Here is a 22,252-nt window from a genome sequence, read left to right as displayed (position 1 = left end):
AGCCTGATCAGCGATTGTCGGCGCTCAAGCTGACAGTTCGGTCCACGCGCAGATTCCATTCAGGTTGGGAGCCGATGCCGATCTGCAGCGGACGCGGCAGCTGGTCGGTGTCGAGGCGGTAGCTGAACTCGAGGTGGCAGCTGCCTTCGTCGCCGCCCGTCAGGGGCTCGGCGATGCGCCATTGTGCGCTGCTCTGCACCGCCCGCAGCGCCTCGCTGAGCGAGCGGTAGGTCTGCGACAGCCCGCCCAAGCTGACCCGGTAGCTGAAGGTCAGTGGCTGGTAGGACAGGCGCCAGAGCCGCGTGGCCTGGGCGATGCGCTTGTCGCGCCAGTACCAGCGGGGTCGCACCACCTCGGCGGTCGCCACGAAATGCAGCGCCACGCCCTTCTGCAGGGCCTCGCTGACCCCGGCGGGCAGGTCGAAGCGGGTCTCGAAGGTCAGCATCACGCCCTGCTCGCTGTCCTGGGCCTGCAGCAGCGGCAGCTCCAGGGCCGCCGCGTGGCACGGGCGGGCCGCCACCAGCAGCAGCGCCAGCATCAGCAGGCCGGCCCGCAGGGCCGCGTGCATCCGGCGGGCGCCTGCCCCGAGGGCGCAGGCGGCGGCCGTGGCGAAGGCCCGGGAGGTGTCGATCGACGAGGCGAGGCGCGGCTGCACGGCCATGTGGTGGTGATGGGTTGTTCTTGTGCTCGGGCGCCCCGGCGCCCGTCGGGTTCAGGTGCGCTTGTCCAGGCGGGCGTAGTAGAAGCCGTCACCCACGCCGGCCGCGCTGGATCCGATGGAATTGTCGACCAAGGGCAGCAGGTGACCGGGGGCGTTTCGTCGCTCGGCGTCCACGGTGCGTTGCAAAAAGGCTTCAACCTGGTCTTCCCCCTCGGCCTTGAAGATCGAGCAGGTGGCGTAGATCAGGCGTCCGCCCGGGCGCAGCAGCGGCCACAGCCGGTCGAGCAGGCGGGCCTGCAGCCGGGCCAGTTCGGGGATGTCGCCCGGGCGGCGCAGCCAGCGGGCGTCCGGGTGGCGCCGCACGATGCCCGAGGCGCTGCAGGGCGCGTCCAGCAGGATGGCGTCGAAGGGCTGGCCGTCCCACCAGCGCTCGACGTCGCCGGCGTCGGCGGCCTGCAGCCGGGCGTGCAGCTGCAGGCGCTGCAGCGTGCCGGCCACCCGTTCGAGGCGGCTGGCGTCGGCGTCGAGCGCGGTCAGGTCGAGCGTGGCCAGCTCGAGCAGGTGGGCGGTCTTGCCCCCCGGGGCCGAGCAGGCGTCGAGCACCCGGGCGCCCTCGGGCAGGCGCTCGTCGCCCTGGCCCAGCACCAGCAGCGCGGCCCGCTGGGCCGACAGGTCCTGCACCGACACCCGGCCTTCGGCAAAACCGGGCAGGCGGTCGACCGGCACGGCCCGGTCCAGCACCACCGCGTGCTCGCCGGCGGCGATGGCGGGCAGGTCGATGCCGGCGAGCTCGGCCAGATAGCGGCTCGCGTCGCCGTGCCGGGCGTTGACCCGCAGCGCCATGGGCGCGTGCACCTGGTTGGCCGCCAGCAGCGCCTCGGCCTGCTGCGGCCAGTCCTGGCGCACCCGGGCTATCCACCAGCGCGGGTGCTGGAAGCGGGCGACCGGGTCGCTTTGCTCGAGCCTGGGCACCAGCGCGGCCCGTTCACGCAGGAAGCGGCGCAGCACGGCGTTGATGAAACCGGCCTGGGCGGGGGTGCGCTGGCGGGCGCAGCGCACGGTCTGGTCGACCAGCGTGTGTTCGCCGTAGGGTGGCTCGCCATCGGGCCACAGCAGGGCGAGCGCGCACAGCAGCAGCGCCTCGACCTCGGCCGGGGGCTGGCGAGGCACGAGCGCGGCGCGGGCCGCCTGGGCCCCGCCCAGGTGTTTCATCACGTGGAAGCTCAGCGCCTGGCAACCCGGGCGTGCCGCCGGCGGGCAGTCGGCCAGCGCATCGGTCAGCGAGCGTCCGGCGCGCACGGCGGCGACCGCATGTGCGGTGTGCTCGAGCAGGGTCGCGAGCGGCAGGGCCTGGCCCGGCGCGGGGCGGCCGGTCGGCGTGGAGGGGCGAGGGGAGCGGTCGGGTTTCACGGCCGCGAGTCTACGGGGCGGCGTGGCCGGACTCACGCGGTGTCGTCGCGGGGCCCGTCGTCCGGCAGTTCGATGAAGGCCGGCCCGAGGTCGGGCGGCAGAGGGGTGTCGAGCAGCACGCAGGCGCAGCGCAGGCTGCGGGCGGCCACCAGCGGCAGGCGCCGCCCGTGGTGGGCCAGCGCGGGCAGGGTCCAGGTGCGGGCCAGCAGCGGTCGGTGGTGCCAGGACAGCGCCGTCAGCGTGCGCAGGGCCCGCACCAGCGTGTCGCCGTCCGGCACATGGCAGGCCGGCGCTTGGCGCGGGTCCCGCCACAGCGCCGTGACCACCGCCTGATACCACGCGGTGCCGGCCAGCCCGACGGTGGCGTGGGCGTCCGGCTCCGGCACGCAGCGGGCCATGAAGGCCGTCAGGCTGGCGATCGCCTGCCGCAGCGCCAGCGGCAGGCTGGTCAGTTCGTTCCACTCCCGCAGGCCGCCGCGGTGCAGCGGCGTCGGTTCGTGCAGCAGGTGGCGCAGTTGCAGCAGGTGGAGCCGGTCCAGCGGGCTGACCCGCTGGTCGGCGCACATCAGCCGGCGGGCACCGGCCAGCGTCTCCTGCCGGATCTCCAGCGGGTGGCTGGCCAGGCGACGCGAGAAGGCCTCGGTCAGCGCGGGGTGAGCGGCCGCCGGCAGGCTGACGAGCAGCGAGCGGGTGTCGGCCGCTCCGGCCACCCCCCGGGTCTCGAGCTGCCAGGCGTCGTGCTCGGCCTCGTCGTGTCCCGACATCAGCAGGGACAGCACGGCCGCGCGCAGCTCGCCGGGGCCGTGCAGGCGATCCAGCACCGGCCAGGCGGCCTGGACCATGCGGACCTCGTCCGCCCGGGCGGTCGGGACCATGGCGGCGATGGCAGGGCTCATCCGGACGGTGCCTGGCAAGGTGCGGCCCGAGACAGGGCGATGCACCATCGTGCCCGCCTGAATGGGGGGTTGTCCAGCGTCGGGATGAAAAATCCGGATCGTGCGCCCTGGTACGCCTCAGATCAGGTCGCCGGGGCGGCTGGGTGTGCCGGTGGACGGGTCCACCGCGATCAGCAGGGCGGGCGTGACGACGATCTGGGGGAAGGTCGGCGCGGGGTCGAAGCGCAGCAGGCGGGCCGCCAGCGTCGTCGGGAACAGCGCCAGCGCGTCGTTGTAGAGGCGGGCGCTGTCGTTGTAGACCTGCCCGGCGAACAGGATCTGGCCCTGCAGCGCGTGCCGCTGGCGCAGCAGCTCGCTGATGGCCGGTTCGGGCGCGTCGCCGTAGCTCATGTCCTGCAGCGTGTTGCAGAGCTGGTCGAGCACCTGGCCGAGCCGCTCCTCGGCATGGGCCACCCGCTGCAGCGCGAGGGTCCGCAGCGGCCGGGTGGTGGCGCCGTCGCTGGCGCTGCCGGCCTCGCGTGTCGCGGTGAGCACGTCCTCGATCTGGTCGTGGTCGCTGCCCGACAGGTGGCGGGCCGATTCGGCCAGCGTCAGGGCGACCGCATGGCGCTGGCGCAGCGCGGCGGCCAGCGGCGTGAAGTGGTTGTGGTGCCGGTGGCGCAGCTTGACCAGGCGGTTGTGCGCCCCGAGCAGCCAGAACGACAGGATCGCGATCGCGACGAGGGTCAGCAGCGTGGACACCGGCGTGCCCCCGCTTCAGCCTGCGGCCGGCCCGGGCCGGGTGCCGATCCAGGTGGCGTGGCCGCTGGCCCGCAGCGCACAGGCCGGGCAGTGGCCGCAGCCATGGCCCCAGGCATGGCGCCGGCCCCGCTCGCCGAGGTAGCAGGTGTGGGTGTGCTCGATCATCAGGTCGACCAGCGCATCGCCGCCGAGCTCGTGCGCCAGCGTCCAGGTCTGCGCCTTGGTCAGGAACATCAGCGGCGTCTCGACCGTCATCGGCGCATCGAGCCCGAGCGACAGCGCGACCTGCAGCGCCTTGAGCGTGTTGTCGCGGCAGTCCGGGTAGCCGGAGTAGTCGGTCTCGCACATGCCGCCCACCAGCACCGAGGCGCTGCGGCGGTAGGCCAGCGTGGCCGCGAAACCGAGGAACAGCAGGTTGCGACCCGGCACGAAGGTGTTGGGCAGGCCGTCGGCCTGCAGCTCGATGGCCCGCTCGGAGGTCAGCGCGGTGTCGGAGATCTGGCCGATCAGGCTCAGGTCGAGCACGTGGTCGTCGCCGAGCCGGTCGGCCCAGTGCGGAAAGCGGGCGCGCAGCTCGTCGAGCACGGTCAGCCGGCAGTCGAGCTCGATGCGGTGGCGCTGGCCGTAGTCGAAGCCCAGCGTCTCGACGCGCGCATGGCGCTCCAGCGCCCAGGCCAGGCAGGTGGTCGAGTCCTGGCCGCCCGAGAACAGCACCAGCGCCGTGCGGGGATCGGTCATCGGCGGATCTCGCCCTGGCCCAGCACGATGTACTTCAGCGAGGTCAGTCCTTCCAGGCCCACCGGGCCGCGGGCGTGGAACTTGTCGGTGGAGATGCCGATCTCGGCGCCCAGGCCGTACTCGAAGCCGTCGGCGAAGCGCGTGCTGGCGTTGACCATCACGCTGGCCGAATCCACCTCGCGCAGGAAGCGCATCGCGTTCGGGTGGTTGGTCGTGAGGATGGCTTCGGTGTGGTGCGAGCTGTAACGGTTGATGTGGGCGATGGCCTCGTCCAGATCGGCCACGACCTTCACGCTGATGATCGGGGCGAGGTATTCCTCGGACCAGTCGGACTCGACGGCGTCCACGACCTTCGCGCCCGGGACATCCGCGAGGATCGCCTTGGCGGCGGCATCGCAGCGCATCTCCACGCTCTTGCGCGCAAAGATCTCGCCGATGCGCGGCAGGAAGGCCATGGCCGCGTCGCGGTGCACCAGCAGCGACTCGGTGGCGTTGCAGGGGCTGTACTTCTGCGTCTTGGCGTTGTCGGTGACGACCAGCGCCTGTTCCAGGTCGAACTCGGCGTCGACGTAGGTGTGGCAGTTGCCGTCCAGGTGCTTGATGACGGGCACCTTGGCCTCGGCGCTGATGCGCTCGATCAGGCCCTTGCCGCCGCGCGGGATGATCACGTCCACAAATTCGGGCATCGCGATCAGGCGGCCCACGGCGGCGCGGTCGGTGGTCTCGACCAGCTGCACGCCGTCGGCGGGCAGGCCGGCTTCGAGCAGGGCCTCGCGCACCAGGCGGGCCAGCGCGACGTTGGAGTTGATGGCCTCGGAGCCGCCGCGCAGGATGCAGGCGTTGCCGCTCTTGATGGCCAGCGAGGCGGCCTCGATGGTCACGTTCGGGCGGCTCTCGTAGATCATGCCGAACACGCCCAGCGGCACGCGCATCTGGCCGACGCTGATGCCCGTGGGGCGACGGCGCACGTTCAGGATCTCGCCGATGGGGTCGGGCATGGCCGCGAGCTGCACGCAGCCCTCTGCCACCGTGGCCAGGCTCTTGGCGTCCAGCTTGAGGCGGTCCAGCAGCGGGCCTTCGAGGCCGTTGGCGGCGGCCCGGTCGAGGTCGAGCTGGTTGGCGGCGGCCAGCAGCGGGCGGTGCGCTTCCAGCTTGGCGGCCAGCAGGCTCAGGGCCTGGTTCTTGGCGGCGGTGGAGGCGGCGGCCATGGCGGCTGCGGCACCCCGGGCGGCGGCGCCGACCCGGTTCATGTAGGCGATGACGTCGGTGGAATCCATGCCCGATTGTCGCAGAGGCGTCCCGGGCGTGGGGTGGCGGGCCGTGGCCCGCCGGGCGTCCTCAGGCGGCCGGCTCGAAGCCGTTCGGGTTCTGGCTCTGCCAGCGCCAGCTGTCCTCGCACATGGCCTTCAGGCCCAGCTTGGCCTTCCAGCCCAGCAGGCGTTCGGCGGCACCCGGGTCGGCGTAGCAGGCGGCCACGTCACCGGCGCGGCGCGGCGCGATCTGGTAGGAGATCGGGCGGCCGCTGGCGGCCTCGAAGGCCTTGATGACATCAAGCACGCTGTAGCCCTGGCCGGTGCCGAGGTTGACGGTGACCGACTTCTGCTGCTCCTGCAGGTAGCGCAGCGCCGCGACGTGGCCGTCGGCGAGGTCGACCACGTGGATGTAGTCCCGCACGCCGGTGCCGTCGTGCGTGTCGTAGTCGCCGCCGAACACGTTGAGGTGGGCGCGCTTGCCCACGGCCACCTGGGTGACGAAGGGCATCAGGTTGTTCGGGATGCCGCTGGGGTCCTCGCCGATGGTGCCGCTCGGGTGCGCGCCCACCGGGTTGAAGTAGCGCAGGTAGGCGATGCGCCACTCGGGCTTGCAGCGCTCCAGCTCACGCAGCAGTTCCTCGCCCAGCAGCTTGGTCAGGCCGTAGGGGTTGGTGGCGGTCAGCGCCGAGCCTTCGGTGATGGGCAGCGCCTCGGGCTGGCCGTAGACGGTGGCCGACGAGCTGAACACCAGCGTGTGCTTGCCGGTGTTCTCCAGCGCCTGGGCCACGCTGATCAGCCCGCCCAGGTTGTTGCGGAAATATTCCAGCGGCTTCTGGGTCGACTCGCCCACGGCCTTGTGCGCGGCGAAGTGCACCACGCCGTCGACCTGGTGGCGCGTCATGATCTCCTGCATCGCGGCGCAGTCGTTGACGTCGGCCTTCTCGAACACCGGCGTCTTGCCCAGCAGCGCGGCCAGGCGGTCGAGCACCTTCGGCGAGCTGTTGGCGTGGTTGTCCACGCCGAGCACCTGGTAGCCGGCGGCGTCCAGCGCCAGCCAGGTGTGGGATGCGATGTAGCCGGTCGCGCCGGTGAGCAGGATGGTTGCCATGTGGATGTGTACGCTCTTCCCTGTGCCGGGCCGGGTCCGCACCATGCGGAGACCGGTCTCCATGCCGTTGCTGCGGATTCTGGCAAACCCTGAGCCGCTTGCGTTCCGGGCGTGGCCTGCGGGGGACAAAAACGGGTGCACATCACGGTCAAACGGACCAGCCTCCTACAATCGCGGGATGTTGCAAGCGCTGCTCGATCCGCTCGGCCGCGAGGCCCTGGCCCGCGTCACCCTCCTGCTCAACCACGTGATCCATGCGGAACCCGAGGCGCAGCGTCGCCTGGGCACGCAGATCGGCCGCACCATCGGGGTGGACTGGCAGCAGTGGCCCCGCTTGCTGCCGCCCCCGCCGGCGATGGTCTGGCGCATCACGCCCGCCGGCCTGCTGGAGCTGGACGACGGCGCCGCCGAGGGCGCGCTGCCGGCCGACCAGGCCACGCTGACCGTGACGCTGTCGGCCACCGAACTGCTGCGCTGGAGCCTGTCGGGCGCCGATGGTCGCCCGCCGCTGGACATCCGCGGCGACGCCGGCCTGGCCGCCGAGGTCAGCTGGCTGGCCGAGCACCTGCGCTGGGACATCGAGGACGACCTGGCCCGCATCGTCGGCGACGGACCGGCCCGCCTGCTCGGCGGCGTGGCCCGCGCGGCGGCCCAGGCGCTGCGTGCGCTGCTGCAGCGCCTGCCCCGTGCGGGCGGCGCGCTGTCGTGATCCGCGGGTCCCGATCCTCCTTCCACCGGCTGCCTTCATGAAACACGCCCTGCGGCTGGCGCTGATCGCCTGGGTCTGCCTGCGCAACGGACTGGACCAGATGGTGCTGCAGCAGCTGCGCTACCCGGGCCTGATGACGCTGGCGCGGGTGCTGGTGCTGGGCCGGCGGCTCGACGCCCCCCGGGGCGTGCGGCTGCGCCTGACCTTCGAGCGCCTCGGTCCGATCTTCGTCAAGTTCGGCCAGGTGCTGTCGACGCGTCGCGACCTGATCCCGCCCGACATCGCCGACGAGCTGGCCCGCCTGCAGGACCGGGTGCCGCCGTTCCCGAGCGAGCAGGCCCATGCGCTGATCGAGCGGGCGCTGGGCCGCCCGATCCACGAGGTCTTCCGCCAGTTCGACGCCGACCCGGTGGCCAGCGCCTCGATCGCGCAGGTGCATTTCGGCCAGCTGCACGACGGCCGCGAGGTCGCGGTCAAGGTGCTGCGCCCGGGCGTGCTCGACATCATCGACGCCGATCTCGGCCTGCTGCGCAGCGCCGCCCGCTGGGTCGAGCGCCTGTCGGGCGACGGCCGCCGGCTGCGCCCGCGCGAGGTGGTGGCCGAGTTCGACAAGTACCTGCACGACGAGCTCGACCTGGTGCGCGAGGCCGCCAACGCCACCCAGCTGCGCCGCAACATGGACGGGCTCGGCCTGGTGATGATCCCGGAGATGATCTGGGAGCTCAGCACCGCCGAGGTGCTGGTGATGGAGCGCATGGTGGGCATGCCCATCAGCCAGGTCGACCGGCTGCGCGAGGCCGGGGTCGACATCCCCAAGCTGGCCCGCGACGGCGTGACGATCTTCTTCACCCAGGTGTTCCGCGACGGCTTCTTCCACGCCGACATGCACCCGGGCAACATCATGGTGTCGACCGCGCCGCAGACCTTCCAGCGCTACATCGCGCTGGACTTCGGCATCGTCGGCACGCTCGACGAGCGCGACAAGGACTACCTGGCGCAGAACTTCCTGGCCTTCTTCCAGCGGGACTACCGCCGGGTGGCCGAGCTGCACGTCGAGTCCGGCTGGGTGCCGGCGAGCACCCGCATCGACGAGCTCGAAGGCGCGGTGCGGGCGGTCTGCGAGCCGCACTTCGACCGGCCGCTCAAGGACATCTCGCTGGGCCAGGTGCTGCTGCGGCTGTTCCAGACCTCGCGCCGCTTCAACGTCGAGATCCAGCCTCAGCTGGTGCTGCTGCAGAAGACGCTGCTCAACGTCGAGGGCCTGGGGCGCCAGCTCGATCCGGAGCTCGACCTCTGGAGCACGGCCCAGCCTTTCCTCGAGCGCTGGATGAACGAGCAGGTCGGCTGGCGCGCGCTGGTCCACCAGCTCAAGAGCGAAGCGCCGCGTTACGCCCGACTGCTGCCCGCGCTGCCCCGCCTGCTGCATGACGCGCTGCAGGCCCAGGCCGGTGCGCCGGCCCAGCAGGCCGGCCCGTCGCGCGAGCTGATGCAGGCGGTGCTGGTCGAACAGCGCCGCACCAACCGCCTGCTGCAGGCGCTGCTGCTGATGTTCTTCGGCTTCCTGGTCGGCGTGCTGGGTGCGGCCCTGCTGCTGCGCTGGCAGCTCTCAGGTTGACCGCCCGCAGACGCGGACAGACCCCCTAATTTACAATCCCGTTTTCGAATCAAGGGTTTAGACATGCCTATCTACGCCTACCGCTGCAGTGCCTGCGGCCATGCCAAGGACGTGCTGCAGAAGATGTCCGATCCGCTGCTGACCACCTGCCCGGCCTGCGGGGCCGAGGCCTTCTCCAAGCAGCTCACCGCCGCCGGCTTCCAGCTCAAGGGCTCGGGCTGGTATGCGACCGATTTCCGCAATGGCTCGGGCAGCGCGACCAGCGCCGCCGCCGTGCCGGCCGCGGGTGCGGCCGCTGCGGCACCGGCGCCTGCGGCGGCGCCCGCCGATGCCGCACCGGCCGCTTCGGCCGGTGGCAGCACGCCGTGCGGCGGCTCCTGCGCCTGTCACTGAAGCCCCGTCGGCGCTGCGGCCTGCCGCCCGGTTGTCACGGGCGCCGGGCCCGGCGCTGTTAATCTTGCGGGTCGGGCGTCTGCGAGGCGCAGTGCCCCTGGCCCCCTGCTTCGAGTACACGTGAAGAAATACATCATCGCCGGACTGCTGGTCTGGCTGCCTCTGGCGATCACCATCTGGGTCCTGCTGTGGATCGTGGGGGTGCTCGACGGGGTGTTCCAGGCCCTGCTGTCGGCGGCCGGCGCCGTGCTGCCCGTCAGCGCCCAGCATGCGCTGAACGTGCTGGGCGACGTGCCCGGTCTCGGGGTACTGCTGCTGGTGCTGCTGATGCTGCTGACCGGCATGTTCGTGGCCAACTTCGTCGGCCAGTGGTGGCTGCGCCAGTGGGACCGCATCCTGACGAACATCCCGATCGTCAAGTCGATCTACAGCTCGGTCAAGCAGGTCTCGGACACGCTGTTCTCCAGCAATGGCAACGCGTTCCGCGAGGCGGTGCTGGTGCAGTACCCGCGCGAAGGCTCCTGGACCATCGCCTTCGTGACCGGCAAGCCCGGCGGTGAAGTGGCCCAGCACCTCGACGACGACCACGTCAGCCTCTACGTGCCGACCACGCCGAACCCGACCTCGGGCTTTTTCCTGATGGTGCCGCGCCGCGACGTGCGCGTGCTCGGCATGAGCGTGGACGAGGCCCTGAAATACATCATCTCGATGGGGGTGGTCGGTCCGGTCGAGGCCCCGGCGACCGTGCCGGTCGCCCTCAAGTGACCCCCTCCCCGCGGGCGCCCTGACGGGGCGCCCGTGCCCGTGCCGCCCCGTCCCGGGCGCACGGGCCCCAAGAACCAGATTCCCGGAGAACACAACATGCGCAGCAGCTATGCCGGCCTCGTCAGCGAAGCACTGACCGGCCAGACCGTTACCCTGATGGGCTGGGCCCATCGTCGCCGCGACCATGGCGGCGTGATCTTCATCGACCTGCGTGACCGCGAAGGCCTGGTCCAGATCGTCTGCGACCCCGATCGTGCCGAGATGTTCAGGATCGCCGAAGGCGTGCGCAACGAGTTCTGCCTGAAGGTGGTCGGCCTGGTGCGCGCCCGCCCGTCGGGCACCGACAACGCCAACCTGGTGTCGGGCAAGGTCGAGGTGCTGTGCCATGAGCTCGAGGTGCTGAACCCGAGCGTCACGCCGCCGTTCCAGATCGACGACGAGAACCTGTCGGAGACCACCCGCCTGACGCACCGCGTGCTGGACCTGCGCCGCCCGCAGATGCAGAAGAACCTGATGCTGCGCTACAAGGTCGCGATGGAGGTGCGCAAGTTCCTCGACGAGAACGGCTTCGTCGACATCGAGACCCCGATGCTGACCAAGTCCACGCCCGAAGGCGCGCGTGACTACCTGGTGCCCAGCCGCGTCAACGACGGCCACTTCTTCGCGCTGCCGCAGTCGCCCCAGCTGTTCAAGCAGCTGCTGATGGTGGCCGGCTTCGACCGCTACTACCAGATCACCAAGTGCTTCCGTGACGAGGACCTGCGCGCCGACCGCCAGCCCGAATTCACGCAGATCGACATCGAGACCTCCTTCCTGACCGAAGAAGAGATCCGTTCGATGTTCGAAGGCATGATCCGCCACGTCTTCCGCAAGACCATGAACGTCGAGCTGGGCGACTACCCGGTCATGGCCTACGCCGACACGATGCGCCTGTACGGCTCGGACAAGCCCGACCTGCGCGTCAAGCTCGAGTTCACCGAGCTGACCGACGTGATGGGCACGGTCGACTTCAAGGTCTTCTCGACGCCGGCGACCACCCCGGGCGGCCGCGTGGTGGCCCTGCGGGTGCCGGGGGGCAGCGCGATCAGCCGCGGCGAGATCGACAGCTACACCGAGTTCGTCAAGATCTACGGCGCCAAGGGCCTGGCCTGGATCAAGGTCAACGACGTGGCCAAGGGTCGTGACGGCCTGCAGTCGCCGATCGTCAAGAACCTGCATGACCAGGCGCTCGCCGACATCCTGGCGCGCACCGGTGCGCAGAACGGCGACCTGCTGTTCTTCGGCGCCGACAAGGCCAAGATCGTCAACGACGCCATCGGCGCGCTGCGCCTGAAGGTCGGCCACAGCGAGTTCGGCAAGAAGAACGGCCTGTTCGAGGACCGCTGGGCGCCGCTGTGGGTGGTCGACTTCCCGATGTTCGAGCACGACGACGAGGGCGACCGCTGGAACGCGGTGCACCACCCGTTCACCGCGCCCAAGGACGGCCATGAGGACTACATGGACACCGATCCGGGCCAGTGCATCGCCAAGGCCTACGACATGGTGCTCAACGGCTGGGAGCTGGGCGGCGGTTCGATCCGCATCCACCGCGCCGAGGTGCAGAGCAAGGTGTTCAGCGCGCTCAACATCAGCAAGGAAGACGCGCAGGTCAAGTTCGGCTTCCTGCTCGACGCGCTGCAGTACGGCGCCCCGCCGCACGGTGGCCTGGCCTTCGGCCTGGACCGCCTGGTCACGCTGATGACCAAGGCCGAGTCGATCCGCGACGTCATCGCCTTCCCGAAGACCCAGCGGGCCCAGTGCCTGCTGACCGGCGCACCGTCGGTGGTCGAGGACAAGCAGCTGCGCGAACTGCACATCCGCCTGCGCAATGCGCAGGCCGCGGCCGCCAGCTGATCCGGACACCGTCCGGGCCGGTCTGCACAGGGCGCCTTCGGGCGCCCTTTGTCCTGGTGCCGCGGCACGGCGGGGCCCGTGTCGCCGGCCGGCAGCCGCTTGACGGCCGTCAAGGCGGCTCGGGCGGCCAGCGGGCACGCTCAGGGGCATGTCATGGCACGAGTCTCTCGCTTCCGTGGGGCGCTGGGTGGTGGCGTCCCGCCCGGGTTTCCTGGTGGTCACGCTGGGGGCGGTGCTCACCGGCATCGGCTCGGCCGCCGCCTGCGGGGTGGTGATCGATCGCCCGGCGGCGCTGGCCACCGTCGTGCTGGCCCTGCTGGCCCATGCGGCGGTCAATCTGCACAACGACTGGGGGGATGCGCTGATCGGCTCGGATGCGGCCAACACCGAGCGCATCGGGCCGTTCACCGGCGGCTCGCGGGTGGTGCAGGACGGCGTGTTCAGCGCGGCGCAACTGCGCGACATGGTGCAGATGCTGGGCATGGTCGTCGTCGGTGGCGGGTTGCTGCTGACCGCGCGCGCCGGGCCGGGACTGCTCGCCATCGGTCTGGCGGGGCTGGCGCTCGGCTGGGCCTATTCACATCCGCGGCTGGCGCTGATGTCGCGCGGGGTGGGCGAGCTGGCGGTCGCGGCGGGCTGGTGGCTGGTGGTGATCGGGGCGGACTACGTGCAGCGGCGGCACTTCGATGCCGCACCTGCACTGGCCGGGGTCAGCCTGGCGCTGCTGATCGCGGCGATGCTGTGGGTGGCCGAGTTCCCCGACGCCCGCAGCGATGCCCAGGTCGGCAAGCGCACGCTGGTCGTGCGGCTCGGCCCGGTGCGGGCTGCCTGGGGACATCTGGTCCTGGTGCTGTCGGCCCATGCCTGGCTGGCGGGGTGGTGGCTGGCGCTGTGGCTGCCGACCACCGCCTGGTGGGCGCTGGGCTCGGCGCCGCTGAGCCTGGTGGCGGCGATCGGGCTGATCGTGCGGGCCCGGCAGCCACGGCGCCTGCGGCCGGTCATCGTGCTGACGCTGGGCGCCGTGGTGCTGCATGCGGCGCTGCTGATCGCCGCCTTCGTGTCGGTGATGCGGCAGCGCTGAGCCCGAGGGACGCGCTCAGCGGCCGCGCCAGCGCTCGCGCAGCGGCTGCTCGACCCAGCGGAACGACAGCCAGGCCACGCCGATCACCGCCAGCATCGACACGCCGATGCCCAGCCCGGGCGCGCCGCTCAGGCGCTCGACCCCCTTGCGCACCGGGTGCATGACGAAGGGGTGGTAGAGGTAGACGCCATAGGAGATCTGCCCCACCAGCACCATGAAGGGCAGGTTCAGCAGCCTGGCCGGCCAGCCTTCGCCCTGGGCCGCCAGCACCACCAGCGGCAGCAGCAGCGCGACCAGCACCGGCTCGATCGAATAACCCAGCAGGTACTTGGCCACCATCGAGTCGCGCAGCAGCGCGGTCGACGCCAGCAGCGCGACCAGCACGGCCCCGGCCACCCAGCGCCGCCGGGCCTGCCGCTCGAACCAGTGCCGTCCGGCCGCCGACTTCAGCAGCACGGCCAGCAGGCAGCCGACCAGCAGCTGGTCGGCCCGCATCTCCAGCGCCCGGTAGGCGTATTCGTCGCTGATGCCCACGCCCAGCACCAGCACCACCTTCAGGGCCCACAGCCCCAGCAGCGCCCCGGCGAGCACACGCGCCAGCGGCCAGCCCCGGCGCAGCAGCACCAGCAGCAGCGCCGGCCAGAGCAGGTAGAACTGCTCCTCGACCGCCAGCGACCAGCAGTGCGACAGGTAGTGCGAGGCCGCGCCGGTGAAGGCCTGGTAGTAGTTGACGACGTGCAGCGTCGTCGAGGCCACGGCGCCCCAGGGCACGGGCCGGCCGGTGGCCAGCAGCAGCGCCATGCCCACGGCCATGTAGAGCAGCATCGCCGGCATCAGCCGCGCGACACGCCGGCGGTAGAAGGCCAGCAGGGTGATGCGGCCGCGGGCTTCATGCTCGCCCAGCAGCAGCCAGGTGATCAGGAAGCCGCTGATGACAAAAAACGCCTCCACCCCCAGGCCGCCGTCGATGATCGCCAGCGGGCCGACGTGGGTCAGGCCCGAGTGGTCGGCCAGCACGAGCAGCACGGCCACCGCCCGCAGGAAGTCCAGTCCGGCCACCCGCGGCCGCGAGAGCGCACGGGCCAGGTCGGGGGCCGGTGTCGACCGGGCCCGGGCTCCTGCGGGTGTCGCAACAGACGTCATGCATCCCTCCTTGAAAACTCTGGTTACATTTTAGGAGCCGAAAGTCGTTCGCCGCCTGCGCGGTGGGCAACCCGGGCAAAATCGGCTCGAGTCCTCCGCTGACCGGCCCCGCCGGGACCCCCGATGCCCACTGCGCCCGTTCCCCGTCCCCCCAAGATTCCCACCTCGGTGCTGGTCGTGATCCACACCGCCGCGCTCGACGTGCTGCTGATCGAGCGGGCGGACAAGCCCGGCTTCTGGCAGAGCGTCACCGGCTCGATGGACTTCGTCGACGAGCCCCCGCGGGCCACCTGCATCCGCGAGGTCGCCGAGGAGACCGGCATCGTCGTCGGCAGCCCCGGGGTGCCGCCGTCGGCGCTGGTCGACTGGGACCTGCGCAATGTCTACGAGATCTACCCGATGTGGCGCCACCGCTACGGGCCCGGCGTGACGCAGAACACGGAACATGTCTTCGGCCTGCAGGTGCCGGCGGGCATCCCGGTGACGCTGGCGCCGCGCGAGCACCTGCAGCACGTCTGGCTGCCCTGGCAGGAGGCGGCCGGGCGCTGTTTCTCGCGCAGCAATGCCGAGGCCATCCGGGCCCTGCCGGCGCGCTGCGGGGCCGCCCGATGAGCACGCGCCGCACCGGTGCCGGACGCCTCTGGAGCACGACCGCCTGGCGCGATCTCGGCCCCTCGGGCGAGGAGGGTGAGAGCGCCCCGGCGCGGCGCCTGCGCATCGTCACCTACAACATCCACAAGGGGGTGCGCGGGGTCGGTCCGGGCAAGCGGCTGGAGATCCACAACCAGGGTGCGGCCATGGCGGCGCTGCAGGCCGACCTGGTCTTCCTGCAGGAGGTGCGGCTGTTCCATCAGCGTGATGCGCGCCGCTTCGACCGCAGCACCTTCGGCTGGCCCAACCAGGGCCAGGCCGAGTTCCTGGCGCCCGACGGCTACGAGTCGATCTACCGCAGCAACGCCATCACCCGCGATGGCGAGCACGGCAACGCGCTGCTGAGTCGCTGGCCCACGGGCGAGGTCGGCCACCACGACGTGTCGGACCACCGCTTCGAACAGCGTGGCCTGCTGCACGTGCCGATCTACTGGCAGGGCCTCGAGATCCATGCGGTCGTCGCGCACTTCGGCCTGATCCACGCCAGCCGGCTGCGCCAGGCCGAGCGCCTGGGGGCCTACCTGAACGAGCGGGTGCCACCCGAGGCGCCGATCCTGGTGGCCGGCGACTTCAACGACTGGGGCGAGCGGCTCGATCCGGTGCTGCACGCCTGCGGCCTGCTGCGTGCCGGGCTGGACAGCCAGGGTCGTGCGCCGCTGACCTTCCCGTCGCGCCTGCCGCTGTTCTCGCTCGACCGGGTCTACACCCGCGGCCTGCGCTGCACCGGCCTGGCCGTGCCACGCGGCCCCGCCTGGGCGCGCCTGTCCGATCACCTGCCGCTCATCATGGAGCTGGAGCCGACGTGAGCGGGCCCGCGGCGGCAGCGCCCGGAGCGGACGGCAGCGACCTGCCGCCCTGGTCCTGGTACCTGATGCCCCGGCCGGTGTTCCGGCCCGGTCACCGGCTCGACCTGATGCGCGGCGGGCGCGAGCTCTTTCCCGCGATGATCGAGGCGATCGGCCACGCCCGCCACGAGGTCTGGCTGGCGACCTACATCTTCCACACCGATGACGCGGCGCTGCAGGTGGCGCAGGCGCTGGAGCAGGCGGCGCGCCGCGGGGTGCGCGTGAGGGTAGTGATCGACGGCTTCGGCGGCCACGACGGCCTGGCGCAGATCGAGCCGCGCCTGAGCGCGGCCGGCGTGGCGGTGACCGTGTTCCGCCCGCTCGAGCGCTGGACCCACTGGCTGCAGCCCGGCCAGCTGCGCCGCCTGCACATGAAGCTCTGCGTCGTCGACGGTGACGTCGGGTTCGTCGGCGGCATCAACCTGATCGACGACTGCCACGACCTGCACCACGGCCGCAGCACGCAGCCGCGGCTCGACTACGCGGTGCGTGTGCACGGCCCGGTCGTGCTGGCCATGCAGCAGGCGGTGCGGGCGATGTGGTCCCGCGCCTGGTTCGGGCAGGACTGGCGCGAGGAGGCTCGCGCGCTGGTGCGTGCGCCACGCTCCTTCGAGCACCTGCGCGGCATGATCCGCGGACTGAGGCTGCCGCGTGGCAGCCGTCGCCATGAGGCGGTGTCCCGGCGTAGCGAACACGGCACGCCCGCGCTGGCCGCCTTCGTGCTGCGTGACAACGTGCGCCAGCGCCGCACCATCGAGCGCGCCTACACCCAGGCCATCGAGTCCGCGAGCGAACGCATCTGGCTGGTCACGCCGTACTTCTATCCGGGGCGCGATTTCCGCCGCGTGCTGCGCGAGGCGGCCGAGCGGGGCGTGCAGGTGCGCCTGCTGATGCAGGGCAAGCCCGACTACCGCTTCGCGGCCATGGCCGCCCGGGTGCTCTACGACGACCTGCTGCGCAGCGGCATCGAGGTCTACGAGTACCTGCCGGCCTTCCTGCATGCCAAGGTCATGGTCGTCGACCAGGCCTGGGCCACCGTCGGCAGCTCCAACATCGACCCGTTGTCGCTGCTGCTCAACCTCGAGGCCAACCTGATCGTGCGCGACGTCGACTTCAGCCTGGCGCTGGCCAGCGAGATCGAGCAGGCCTTCACCCAGGCCGACATGATCACGCCGCAGCGCGTGCGCGCCCAGGGCTGGACGGGGCTGGCGCGCCGCACCTTCATCGCCTGGTGCGCATCGCTCTACCTGCGCCTGGCCGGGGTGACCGGGCGCTACTGAGTCGGGTCGGCGCGTCGGGCCGGGGCGGCTCAGCGGGCGTCGCGCAGCGCCTGGATCCGCTGCTCGATCGGCGGGTGGCTCGACAGCAGCGCCATCAGGCCGCCGGGCCGGCCGGTGATGCCCATGGCCTGCACGCTCTGGGGCAGGTCGCCCGAGTCGATGCCGCCCAGGCGGGCCAGGGCCCGCATCATCGGTGCGCGGTCGCCCATCAGCTGCGCGGCGCCGGCATCGGCGCGGAACTCGCGCTGGCGCGAGAACCAGGCCACGATCATCGAGGCCAGCACGCCCAGCACCATCTCCAGCACGAAGGAGGTGACCATGTAGCCGATGCCCGGGCCGCTGTGCTCGCGGTCGTCGCCGCGCGAGAGCATGCGGTCGACCGCGTAGCCGATGACCCGCGACAGGAAGATCACGAAGGTGTTGGTCACGCCCTGGATCAGCGTCAGCGTGACCATGTCGCCGTTGGCGACGTGGGCGACCTCGTGGCCGATGACGGCCTCGACCTCCTCGCGGGTCATGCCGTGCAGCAGGCCGGTCGAGACGGCCACCAGCGCCTCGTTCTTGAACGCCCCGGTGGCGAAGGCGTTGGGCTCGCCTTCGTAGATCGCCACCTCGGGCATGCCGATGCCGGCCCGCTCGGCAAAACGGGCGACGGTCTGAACGATCCAGCGGTGGGTCGGGTCGGCCGAGTCGTTGATGATCTGCGCGCCGGTGCTCCACTTGGCCATCGGCTTGCTCATCAGCAGCGAGATGATCGCGCCGCCGAAGCCCATGATCAGCGCGAAGCCGAGCAGCGCCCCCATGTTCAGCCCGTTGGCCGTCAGGAAACGGTCGACTCCGAGCACGCGCGCGGCGATGCTCAGCACGATCATCACCGCGAAGTTGGTCAGCAGGAACAGGAAGATGCGTTTCATGGCGTGGGGCAGCGTCGTGGGATGGCGACCATCATGAAGTGAGGGTGTGTCCCCGTGACTTCAAGGGGCATGTCGTCACGGGGGTGCCCGGCCTCGGCGCTAGCGGCCCGTGGGCGGTGCCGGTGCCGGGGCCAGACCGGCCAGCAGCTCGTCCAGTCGGTGCACCGGCGGCAGGCACTGCGTGCCGCTGCAGACCCAGGCCGTGGTGCCGCCTGCGGCCGGCAGCGGGTGGTCCAGCGGTGCCGGCAGCCCGGTGGTGGCGTCGGGCGGGGCCAGCACCAGGGTGTGCGGCAGGCAGCGCTGCAGCAGCGCATCCCGCCACTCGCGGGCCTGGGGCCCGCGCAGCACGATCAGCGCCGGCGGGCACTGCTGCTCCACCGCGGCCTGCAGCAGCCGGGACCACGCGCCCGGCTGGTGGGCCACCTCGGCTGCGAAGAGCAGCAGGGTGCGCTCGGCCGCCCGCAGGTAACGCGGCTCGCTCACCAGGTGTCCGAGGCGCTGCAGCGCCCAGGCGGCCGAGGCGTTGCCCGAGGGCAGGGCCTGGTCCCGGCCGGTCTTGGTCCGGTGGATCAGCCGCTCGTGGTCGTGCCGGGTGAAGAAGAAGCCGCCCTGCGCGGTGTCCTCGAAGCCGTCGAGCAGCTCGTCGGCCAGCGCCTGCGCGAACCGCAGGTCCTCGAGGCGGAAGTCGGCCTGCAGCAGCGCCAGCATCGCCTCGATCAGGAAGGCGTGGTCGTCGAGGTAGGCGTCGAACCGGGCCTGGCCGTCCTTCCAGGTCGCCAGCAGGCGGTGCCGTCCCTGGTGTTCGATCCACAGGTGGTCGTGGATGAAGTCGGCGGCCCGGCGGGCGGACTGCAGCCAGTCGGGCCGGCCGGCCAGGCCGGCGGCGCGGACCATCCCGGTGATCGCCAGCGCGTTCCAGCTCGTCAGCACCTTGTCGTCGCGTCCGGGGGGCAGGCGCTGTTCCCGCCGCGCCAGCAGCTTGGCCCGCACGGTGGTGATGATCTCGTCGATCGCGGCCTGCGGCTGATCGAAGGTCGCGGCCAGCTGCGCGGTGGGCCGCACCACGCCGAGGTGCCAGTGGCGCGCCTCGAAATTCGGCGCGGCGATCAGGTCCCAGTGCGCCGACGCCAGGTCCCATTCCAGCGGCGTCAGCGCCGCGCGCACCTCCTCGGACGTCCAGACGTAGTGGCGCCCCTCCCGTCCCTCGACGTCGGCGTCCAGGGACGACAGGTAACCCCCTTCGGGCGCCTGCATCTCCCGCATCAGCCAGCCTGCGCCGTCCTCGACCGCCCGCCCGTGGAGCGGATCGCCGGTCAGCGCGGTGGCCTCGGCGTAGAGGCCGAGCAGCAGACCGTTGTCGCTGAGCATCTTCTCGAAATGGGGGATCTGCCAGCGCTCGTCGACGCTGTAGCGGAAGAAGCCGCCGCCGAGCTGGTCCTGCAGCCCGCCCTGCGCCATGCGGGTGAGCGTGAGCAGGGCGATGTCCCGGGCGTCGCCATCCCCTTCGGCCACACCACGCTCCAGCAGCCAGGCCAGGTCGGTCGCATGCGGGAACTTCGGGGCGCCGCCGAAGCCGCCGTGCTCCCGGTCGTGGCGCTGCGCCAGCCAGGCGCCGGCGACGGCCTGCAGCGGCCCGCCCAGCGCGGCGAGCACGGCGGCGGGCTCCGACGCCGTCGCCTGCGGCGTGGTCCGCGCGAGCGCCTGGCGCACCGCCTCGCCCTGCTGGTCGATGGCGCCCCGCTGCGACTGCCAGGCGGCCGCGACCGACTCCAGCAGGTCACGCCACGCCGGCCGGCCGTGCCGGGCCTCGGGCGGGTAGTAGGTGCCGCTGTGGAACGGCGTGCCGTCCGGTGCCAGGAAGACGGTCAGCGGCCAGCCCCCGCCCTGGCGGGTCAGCAGCTGGTGGGCCGTCTGGTAGATCTGGTCGAGGTCGGGCCGTTCTTCCCGGTCGACCTTGATGTTGACGAACAGCCGGTTCATCAGCGCCGCCGTGGCCTCGTCGTCGAAGGACTCGTGGGCCATCACATGGCACCAGTGGCAGGCCGAATAACCGATCGACAGCAGGATGGGTCGGTCGTCCCGGCGCGCCCGCTCCAGCGCGGCGGGGCCCCAGGGAAACCAGTGCACCGGTTGCCCGGCATGCTGCAGCAGGTAGGGCGAGGTCTCGCCGGACAACAGGTTGCTCATGGCGTGTCGCGATCAGGGACTGCAGGCGCTGCAGCGGCGCTCCACTATTGCAGCTGCGGCCCGGCTGCGCATCGGCCGCGGAAATCGGTGCAGTGCTTTGCTGCGGATTGCGAAGTGCCCCGAAGCCGCCGGCCGGAGATGGTCTTCAATGGAGCCCATCGAACCGATGCCGACAGGAGCGGACCATGGCCTTCCAGACCCTCTGCAAGCAGCGTTACCTGGGCGAGGGGGAGTCCACGCCTTTCCTGGTCGATGGCCACGAGGTCCTGGTGCTGTGGCCCGACGGCGGTCGGCCCCGTGCCTTCCAGGGCGTGTGCCCGCACGAGCAGCAGTCGCTGGTCAACAACTCCGAGTTCAACGGCCGGGTGCTGGTGTGCACCGCCCATGGCTGGGTGTTCGACGGCCGCAGCGGCGCGGGCCTGAGACCTGCCGGCTGCCAGCTGGACGAATACCCGCTGCGCCAGGTCGACGGCCTGTTCGAGATCGACCTGGCCGGTCCCGCCTGAGCCGGGGCCGGCGGCGGGGATGCCAGAATCCCGCCATGTCCTCCGCGCCGCCTCCCACGTCCGCTCAACCCCGCAACCCGCTGCACGGCGTGACGCTGGAAGCCCTCGTCACCGCCCTGGTCGCCCGTTACGGCTGGGCCGGCCTGGGCGAGCGCATGCCCGTGCGCTGTTTCACCAGCGACCCGAGCATCCCGTCGAGCCTGAAGTTCCTGCGCAAGACGCCCTGGGCCCGCGAGCAGGTGGAGGCGCTCTACCTCTTCATGCTGAGGGAAGAGCGCCGCGCCGGGCGCTGAGGGGTGGCCGCGCTCAGTCGACCTGTCGCCAGGCCAGCGTCTCGCCGCCGCCCAGCGGCTTGATCAGGGCTTCGCCGAAGGGCAGCGTCTCGGGCAGGGTCCAGGCTTCGCGCTTCAGGGTCACCGTGCCGGTGTTGCGTGGCAGGCGGTAGAAGTCCGGGCCGTTGAAGCTGGCGAAGGCTTCGAGGCGCTCGAGCGCTCCGGCCTGCTCGAAGGCCAGGGCGTAGAGCTCCAGCGCGCTCAGCGCGGTGTAGCAGCCGGCACAGGCCGCGGCATGTTCCTTCAGGTGCGCGGCGTGGGGCGCACTGTCGGTGCCCAGGAAGAAGCGGCGGCTGTCCGAGGTCGCGGCCTTCACCAGGGCCTCGCGGTGCAGCTCGCGCTTGAGCACCGGCAGGCAGTAGTAGTGCGGGCGCAGTCCGCCGGTGAAGATCGCGTTGCGGTTGTAGAGCAGGTGGTGGGCGGTGATCGTGGCGGCGGTGTGCTCGTCGGCGCTGGCCACGTATTCGGCCGCTTCGCGGGTGGTGATGTGCTCGAACACCACCTTCAGCTCCGGGAAGTCGCGCCGCAGCGGGATCATCACCTGGTCGATGAAGACCGCCTCGCGGTCGAAGATGTCGACCGCCGGGTCGGTGACCTCGCCGTGCACCAGCAGCAGCAGGCCGGCGCGCTGCATCGCCTCCAGCGTCCGGTAGGTCTTGCGGATGTCGGTGACGCCGGCATCGCTGTTGGTCGTGGCGCCGGCCGGGTACAGCTTGAGCGCGACCACGCCGACCGCCTGCGCCCGGGCGATCTCTTCGGCCGGGGTGTTGTCGGTCAGGTACAGCGTCATCAGCGGCGTGAAGTCCACGCCGGCCGGCACCGCGGCCTGGATGCGCTCGCGGTAGGCCACCGCCTGCTCGGCCGTGGTCACCGGCGGGCGCAGGTTGGGCATGATGATGGCGCGGCCGAACTGGCGCGCCGTGTGCGGCACGACGGCGGCCATCGCGGCGCCATCGCGCACGTGCAGGTGCCAGTCGTCCGGGCGGGTGATGGTGAGGGTCTGGGTCATGCACGAATTGTCGCTGCAGGACCCGTCGCGCTCAATGCTGGAGGATCTTGGAGAGGAAGTCCTTGGCGCGAGGGGAACGGGCGTCGGGGTTGCCGAAGAAGTCTTCTTTCCTGCAGTCCTCG

22 protein-coding genes and 1 pseudogene are annotated in these 22,252 nt (G+C 71.5%); 11 read left to right on the top strand and 12 right to left on the bottom strand.

The genetic code is table 11. The annotated features are described in order from the left end of the window. Positions 1-7: 7 nt before the first annotated feature. From C7444_RS16750 to galE, 7 genes are all read right to left on the bottom strand, one after another. Positions 8-661: a DUF4390 domain-containing protein gene (locus tag C7444_RS16750; RefSeq protein WP_245909607.1), complete on the bottom strand. Its 654-nt coding sequence runs from the start codon at positions 659-661 to the stop codon at positions 8-10. A 51-nt stretch (positions 662-712) separates the two neighbouring features. Continuing rightward, positions 713-2,071: a 16S rRNA (cytosine(967)-C(5))-methyltransferase RsmB gene (gene rsmB / locus C7444_RS16745; RefSeq protein WP_245909606.1), complete on the bottom strand. Its 1,359-nt coding sequence runs from the start codon at positions 2,069-2,071 to the stop codon at positions 713-715. 32 nt (positions 2,072-2,103) lie between these two features. Beyond that, positions 2,104-2,967 carry a hypothetical protein gene (locus C7444_RS16740; protein WP_110402003.1) on the bottom strand — a complete coding sequence of 288 codons (864 nt, stop codon included), beginning with the start codon at positions 2,965-2,967 and terminating at the stop codon, positions 2,104-2,106. Between the two features lie 117 nt (positions 2,968-3,084). Further along, complete coding sequence (locus C7444_RS16735; protein WP_110402002.1) at positions 3,085-3,708, bottom strand: LemA family protein; 624 nt, start codon at positions 3,706-3,708, stop codon at positions 3,085-3,087. 15 nt (positions 3,709-3,723) lie between these two features. Continuing rightward, entirely contained in the window at positions 3,724-4,446 is a 723-nt protein-coding gene (gene queC, locus C7444_RS16730; RefSeq protein ID WP_110402001.1) for a 7-cyano-7-deazaguanine synthase QueC, read from the bottom strand. Further along, complete coding sequence (locus tag C7444_RS16725) at positions 4,443-5,723, bottom strand: glutamate-5-semialdehyde dehydrogenase (RefSeq protein WP_110402000.1); 1,281 nt, start codon at positions 5,721-5,723, stop codon at positions 4,443-4,445. The genes queC and C7444_RS16725 overlap by 4 nt, the downstream gene beginning before the upstream one ends. A 61-nt stretch (positions 5,724-5,784) precedes the next feature. Then, positions 5,785-6,807: a UDP-glucose 4-epimerase GalE gene (galE, locus tag C7444_RS16720; RefSeq protein ID WP_110401999.1), complete on the bottom strand. Its 1,023-nt coding sequence runs from the start codon at positions 6,805-6,807 to the stop codon at positions 5,785-5,787. A gap of 178 nt (positions 6,808-6,985) precedes the next feature. Here galE and C7444_RS16715 point away from each other — a divergent pair, with 178 nt between their 5' ends. From C7444_RS16715 to C7444_RS16690, 6 genes are all read left to right on the top strand, one after another. Then, positions 6,986-7,516 carry a hypothetical protein gene (locus tag C7444_RS16715; protein ID WP_110401998.1) on the top strand — a complete coding sequence of 177 codons (531 nt, stop codon included), beginning with the start codon at positions 6,986-6,988 and terminating at the stop codon, positions 7,514-7,516. A 37-nt stretch (positions 7,517-7,553) separates the two neighbouring features. Beyond that, the gene (gene ubiB, locus C7444_RS16710) at positions 7,554-9,131 is read left to right on the top strand and encodes a ubiquinone biosynthesis regulatory protein kinase UbiB (RefSeq protein WP_110401997.1); all 1,578 of its coding nucleotides are present in this window, start codon (positions 7,554-7,556) and stop codon (positions 9,129-9,131) included. Between the two features lie 63 nt (positions 9,132-9,194). Then, positions 9,195-9,524, top strand: a complete 330-nt coding sequence (locus C7444_RS16705; RefSeq protein ID WP_110401996.1) for an FmdB family zinc ribbon protein — start codon at positions 9,195-9,197, stop codon at positions 9,522-9,524. A 120-nt stretch (positions 9,525-9,644) separates the two neighbouring features. Continuing rightward, positions 9,645-10,289 (top strand): DUF502 domain-containing protein, encoded by a 645-nt coding sequence (locus tag C7444_RS16700; protein ID WP_110401995.1) that lies wholly within the window; start codon positions 9,645-9,647, stop codon positions 10,287-10,289. Between the two features lie 96 nt (positions 10,290-10,385). Further along, positions 10,386-12,182 carry an aspartate--tRNA ligase gene (gene aspS / locus C7444_RS16695; RefSeq protein WP_110401994.1) on the top strand — a complete coding sequence of 599 codons (1,797 nt, stop codon included), beginning with the start codon at positions 10,386-10,388 and terminating at the stop codon, positions 12,180-12,182. Between the two features lie 148 nt (positions 12,183-12,330). Beyond that, positions 12,331-13,263, top strand: a complete 933-nt coding sequence (locus C7444_RS16690; RefSeq protein WP_110401993.1) for a prenyltransferase — start codon at positions 12,331-12,333, stop codon at positions 13,261-13,263. 15 nt (positions 13,264-13,278) lie between these two features. Here the strand turns inward: C7444_RS16690 and C7444_RS16685 are convergent, their stop codons facing one another. Beyond that, entirely contained in the window at positions 13,279-14,406 is a 1,128-nt protein-coding gene (locus C7444_RS16685; protein WP_110401992.1) for an acyltransferase family protein, read from the bottom strand. A 123-nt stretch (positions 14,407-14,529) separates the two neighbouring features. Here C7444_RS16685 and nudB point away from each other — a divergent pair, with 123 nt between their 5' ends. Genes nudB through clsB form a run of 3 tightly spaced genes read left to right on the top strand, consistent with a single transcriptional unit; the run spans position 14,530 to position 17,182 of the window. Beyond that, positions 14,530-15,018 carry a dihydroneopterin triphosphate diphosphatase gene (nudB, locus tag C7444_RS16680; RefSeq protein ID WP_110401991.1) on the top strand — a complete coding sequence of 163 codons (489 nt, stop codon included), beginning with the start codon at positions 14,530-14,532 and terminating at the stop codon, positions 15,016-15,018. After that, positions 15,015-15,863, top strand: a complete 849-nt coding sequence (locus C7444_RS16675; RefSeq protein ID WP_110401990.1) for an endonuclease/exonuclease/phosphatase family protein — start codon at positions 15,015-15,017, stop codon at positions 15,861-15,863. The genes nudB and C7444_RS16675 overlap by 4 nt, the downstream gene beginning before the upstream one ends. Beyond that, the gene (clsB, locus tag C7444_RS16670; RefSeq protein WP_245909605.1) at positions 15,860-17,182 is read left to right on the top strand and encodes a cardiolipin synthase ClsB; all 1,323 of its coding nucleotides are present in this window, start codon (positions 15,860-15,862) and stop codon (positions 17,180-17,182) included. Before C7444_RS16675 ends, clsB begins: the two co-directional genes overlap by 4 nt. Positions 17,183-17,211: 29 nt before the next feature. Here clsB and htpX read toward each other — a convergent pair whose 3' ends face one another. Both htpX and C7444_RS16660 read right to left on the bottom strand, forming a co-directional pair. After that, the gene (htpX, locus tag C7444_RS16665) at positions 17,212-18,096 is read right to left on the bottom strand and encodes a protease HtpX (protein ID WP_110401988.1); all 885 of its coding nucleotides are present in this window, start codon (positions 18,094-18,096) and stop codon (positions 17,212-17,214) included. Positions 18,097-18,195: 99 nt separating this feature from the next. Further along, the gene (locus C7444_RS16660) at positions 18,196-20,283 is read right to left on the bottom strand and encodes a thioredoxin domain-containing protein (protein WP_110401987.1); all 2,088 of its coding nucleotides are present in this window, start codon (positions 20,281-20,283) and stop codon (positions 18,196-18,198) included. 185 nt (positions 20,284-20,468) lie between these two features. Between C7444_RS16660 and C7444_RS16655 the strand changes: the two genes are divergently transcribed. Both C7444_RS16655 and C7444_RS16650 read left to right on the top strand, forming a co-directional pair. After that, positions 20,469-20,789, top strand: a complete 321-nt coding sequence (locus C7444_RS16655) for a Rieske 2Fe-2S domain-containing protein (protein ID WP_110401986.1) — start codon at positions 20,469-20,471, stop codon at positions 20,787-20,789. 35 nt (positions 20,790-20,824) lie between these two features. Beyond that, positions 20,825-21,082 (top strand): VF530 family protein, encoded by a 258-nt coding sequence (locus C7444_RS16650; protein WP_110401985.1) that lies wholly within the window; start codon positions 20,825-20,827, stop codon positions 21,080-21,082. 13 nt (positions 21,083-21,095) lie between these two features. Here C7444_RS16650 and pyrC read toward each other — a convergent pair whose 3' ends face one another. Both pyrC and C7444_RS16640 read right to left on the bottom strand, forming a co-directional pair. Further along, positions 21,096-22,130, bottom strand: coding sequence for a dihydroorotase (pyrC, locus tag C7444_RS16645; protein WP_110401984.1), 1,035 nt, complete (start codon positions 22,128-22,130; stop codon positions 21,096-21,098). Between the two features lie 31 nt (positions 22,131-22,161). Then, positions 22,162-22,252: pseudogene (locus C7444_RS16640) on the bottom strand (amino acid ABC transporter ATP-binding protein); the annotation flags it as partial.

It is taken from the genome of Sphaerotilus hippei, assembly GCF_003201595.1.
GTDB lineage: Bacteria > Pseudomonadota > Gammaproteobacteria > Burkholderiales > Burkholderiaceae_C > Sphaerotilus > Sphaerotilus hippei.
This window is presented reverse-complemented; position numbering and strand designations above follow the sequence as displayed.

Coding starts and splice junctions, on each gene's coding strand:
- C7444_RS16750 (WP_245909607.1), bottom strand. CDS start 661: ATGGCCGTGCAGCCGCGCCTCGCCTCGTCGATCGACACCTCCCGGGCC.
- C7444_RS16740 (WP_110402003.1), bottom strand. CDS start 2,967: ATGAGCCCTGCCATCGCCGCCATGGTCCCGACCGCCCGGGCGGACGAG.
- queC (WP_110402001.1), bottom strand. CDS start 4,446: ATGACCGATCCCCGCACGGCGCTGGTGCTGTTCTCGGGCGGCCAGGAC.
- C7444_RS16725 (WP_110402000.1), bottom strand. CDS start 5,723: ATGGATTCCACCGACGTCATCGCCTACATGAACCGGGTCGGCGCCGCC.
- galE (WP_110401999.1), bottom strand. CDS start 6,807: ATGGCAACCATCCTGCTCACCGGCGCGACCGGCTACATCGCATCCCAC.
- C7444_RS16715 (WP_110401998.1), top strand. CDS start 6,986: ATGTTGCAAGCGCTGCTCGATCCGCTCGGCCGCGAGGCCCTGGCCCGC.
- ubiB (WP_110401997.1), top strand. CDS start 7,554: ATGAAACACGCCCTGCGGCTGGCGCTGATCGCCTGGGTCTGCCTGCGC.
- C7444_RS16705 (WP_110401996.1), top strand. CDS start 9,195: ATGCCTATCTACGCCTACCGCTGCAGTGCCTGCGGCCATGCCAAGGAC.
- aspS (WP_110401994.1), top strand. CDS start 10,386: ATGCGCAGCAGCTATGCCGGCCTCGTCAGCGAAGCACTGACCGGCCAG.
- C7444_RS16690 (WP_110401993.1), top strand. CDS start 12,331: ATGTCATGGCACGAGTCTCTCGCTTCCGTGGGGCGCTGGGTGGTGGCG.
- C7444_RS16685 (WP_110401992.1), bottom strand. CDS start 14,406: ATGACGTCTGTTGCGACACCCGCAGGAGCCCGGGCCCGGTCGACACCG.
- nudB (WP_110401991.1), top strand. CDS start 14,530: ATGCCCACTGCGCCCGTTCCCCGTCCCCCCAAGATTCCCACCTCGGTG.
- C7444_RS16675 (WP_110401990.1), top strand. CDS start 15,015: ATGAGCACGCGCCGCACCGGTGCCGGACGCCTCTGGAGCACGACCGCC.
- htpX (WP_110401988.1), bottom strand. CDS start 18,096: ATGAAACGCATCTTCCTGTTCCTGCTGACCAACTTCGCGGTGATGATC.
- C7444_RS16660 (WP_110401987.1), bottom strand. CDS start 20,283: ATGAGCAACCTGTTGTCCGGCGAGACCTCGCCCTACCTGCTGCAGCAT.
- C7444_RS16655 (WP_110401986.1), top strand. CDS start 20,469: ATGGCCTTCCAGACCCTCTGCAAGCAGCGTTACCTGGGCGAGGGGGAG.
- C7444_RS16650 (WP_110401985.1), top strand. CDS start 20,825: ATGTCCTCCGCGCCGCCTCCCACGTCCGCTCAACCCCGCAACCCGCTG.
- pyrC (WP_110401984.1), bottom strand. CDS start 22,130: ATGACCCAGACCCTCACCATCACCCGCCCGGACGACTGGCACCTGCAC.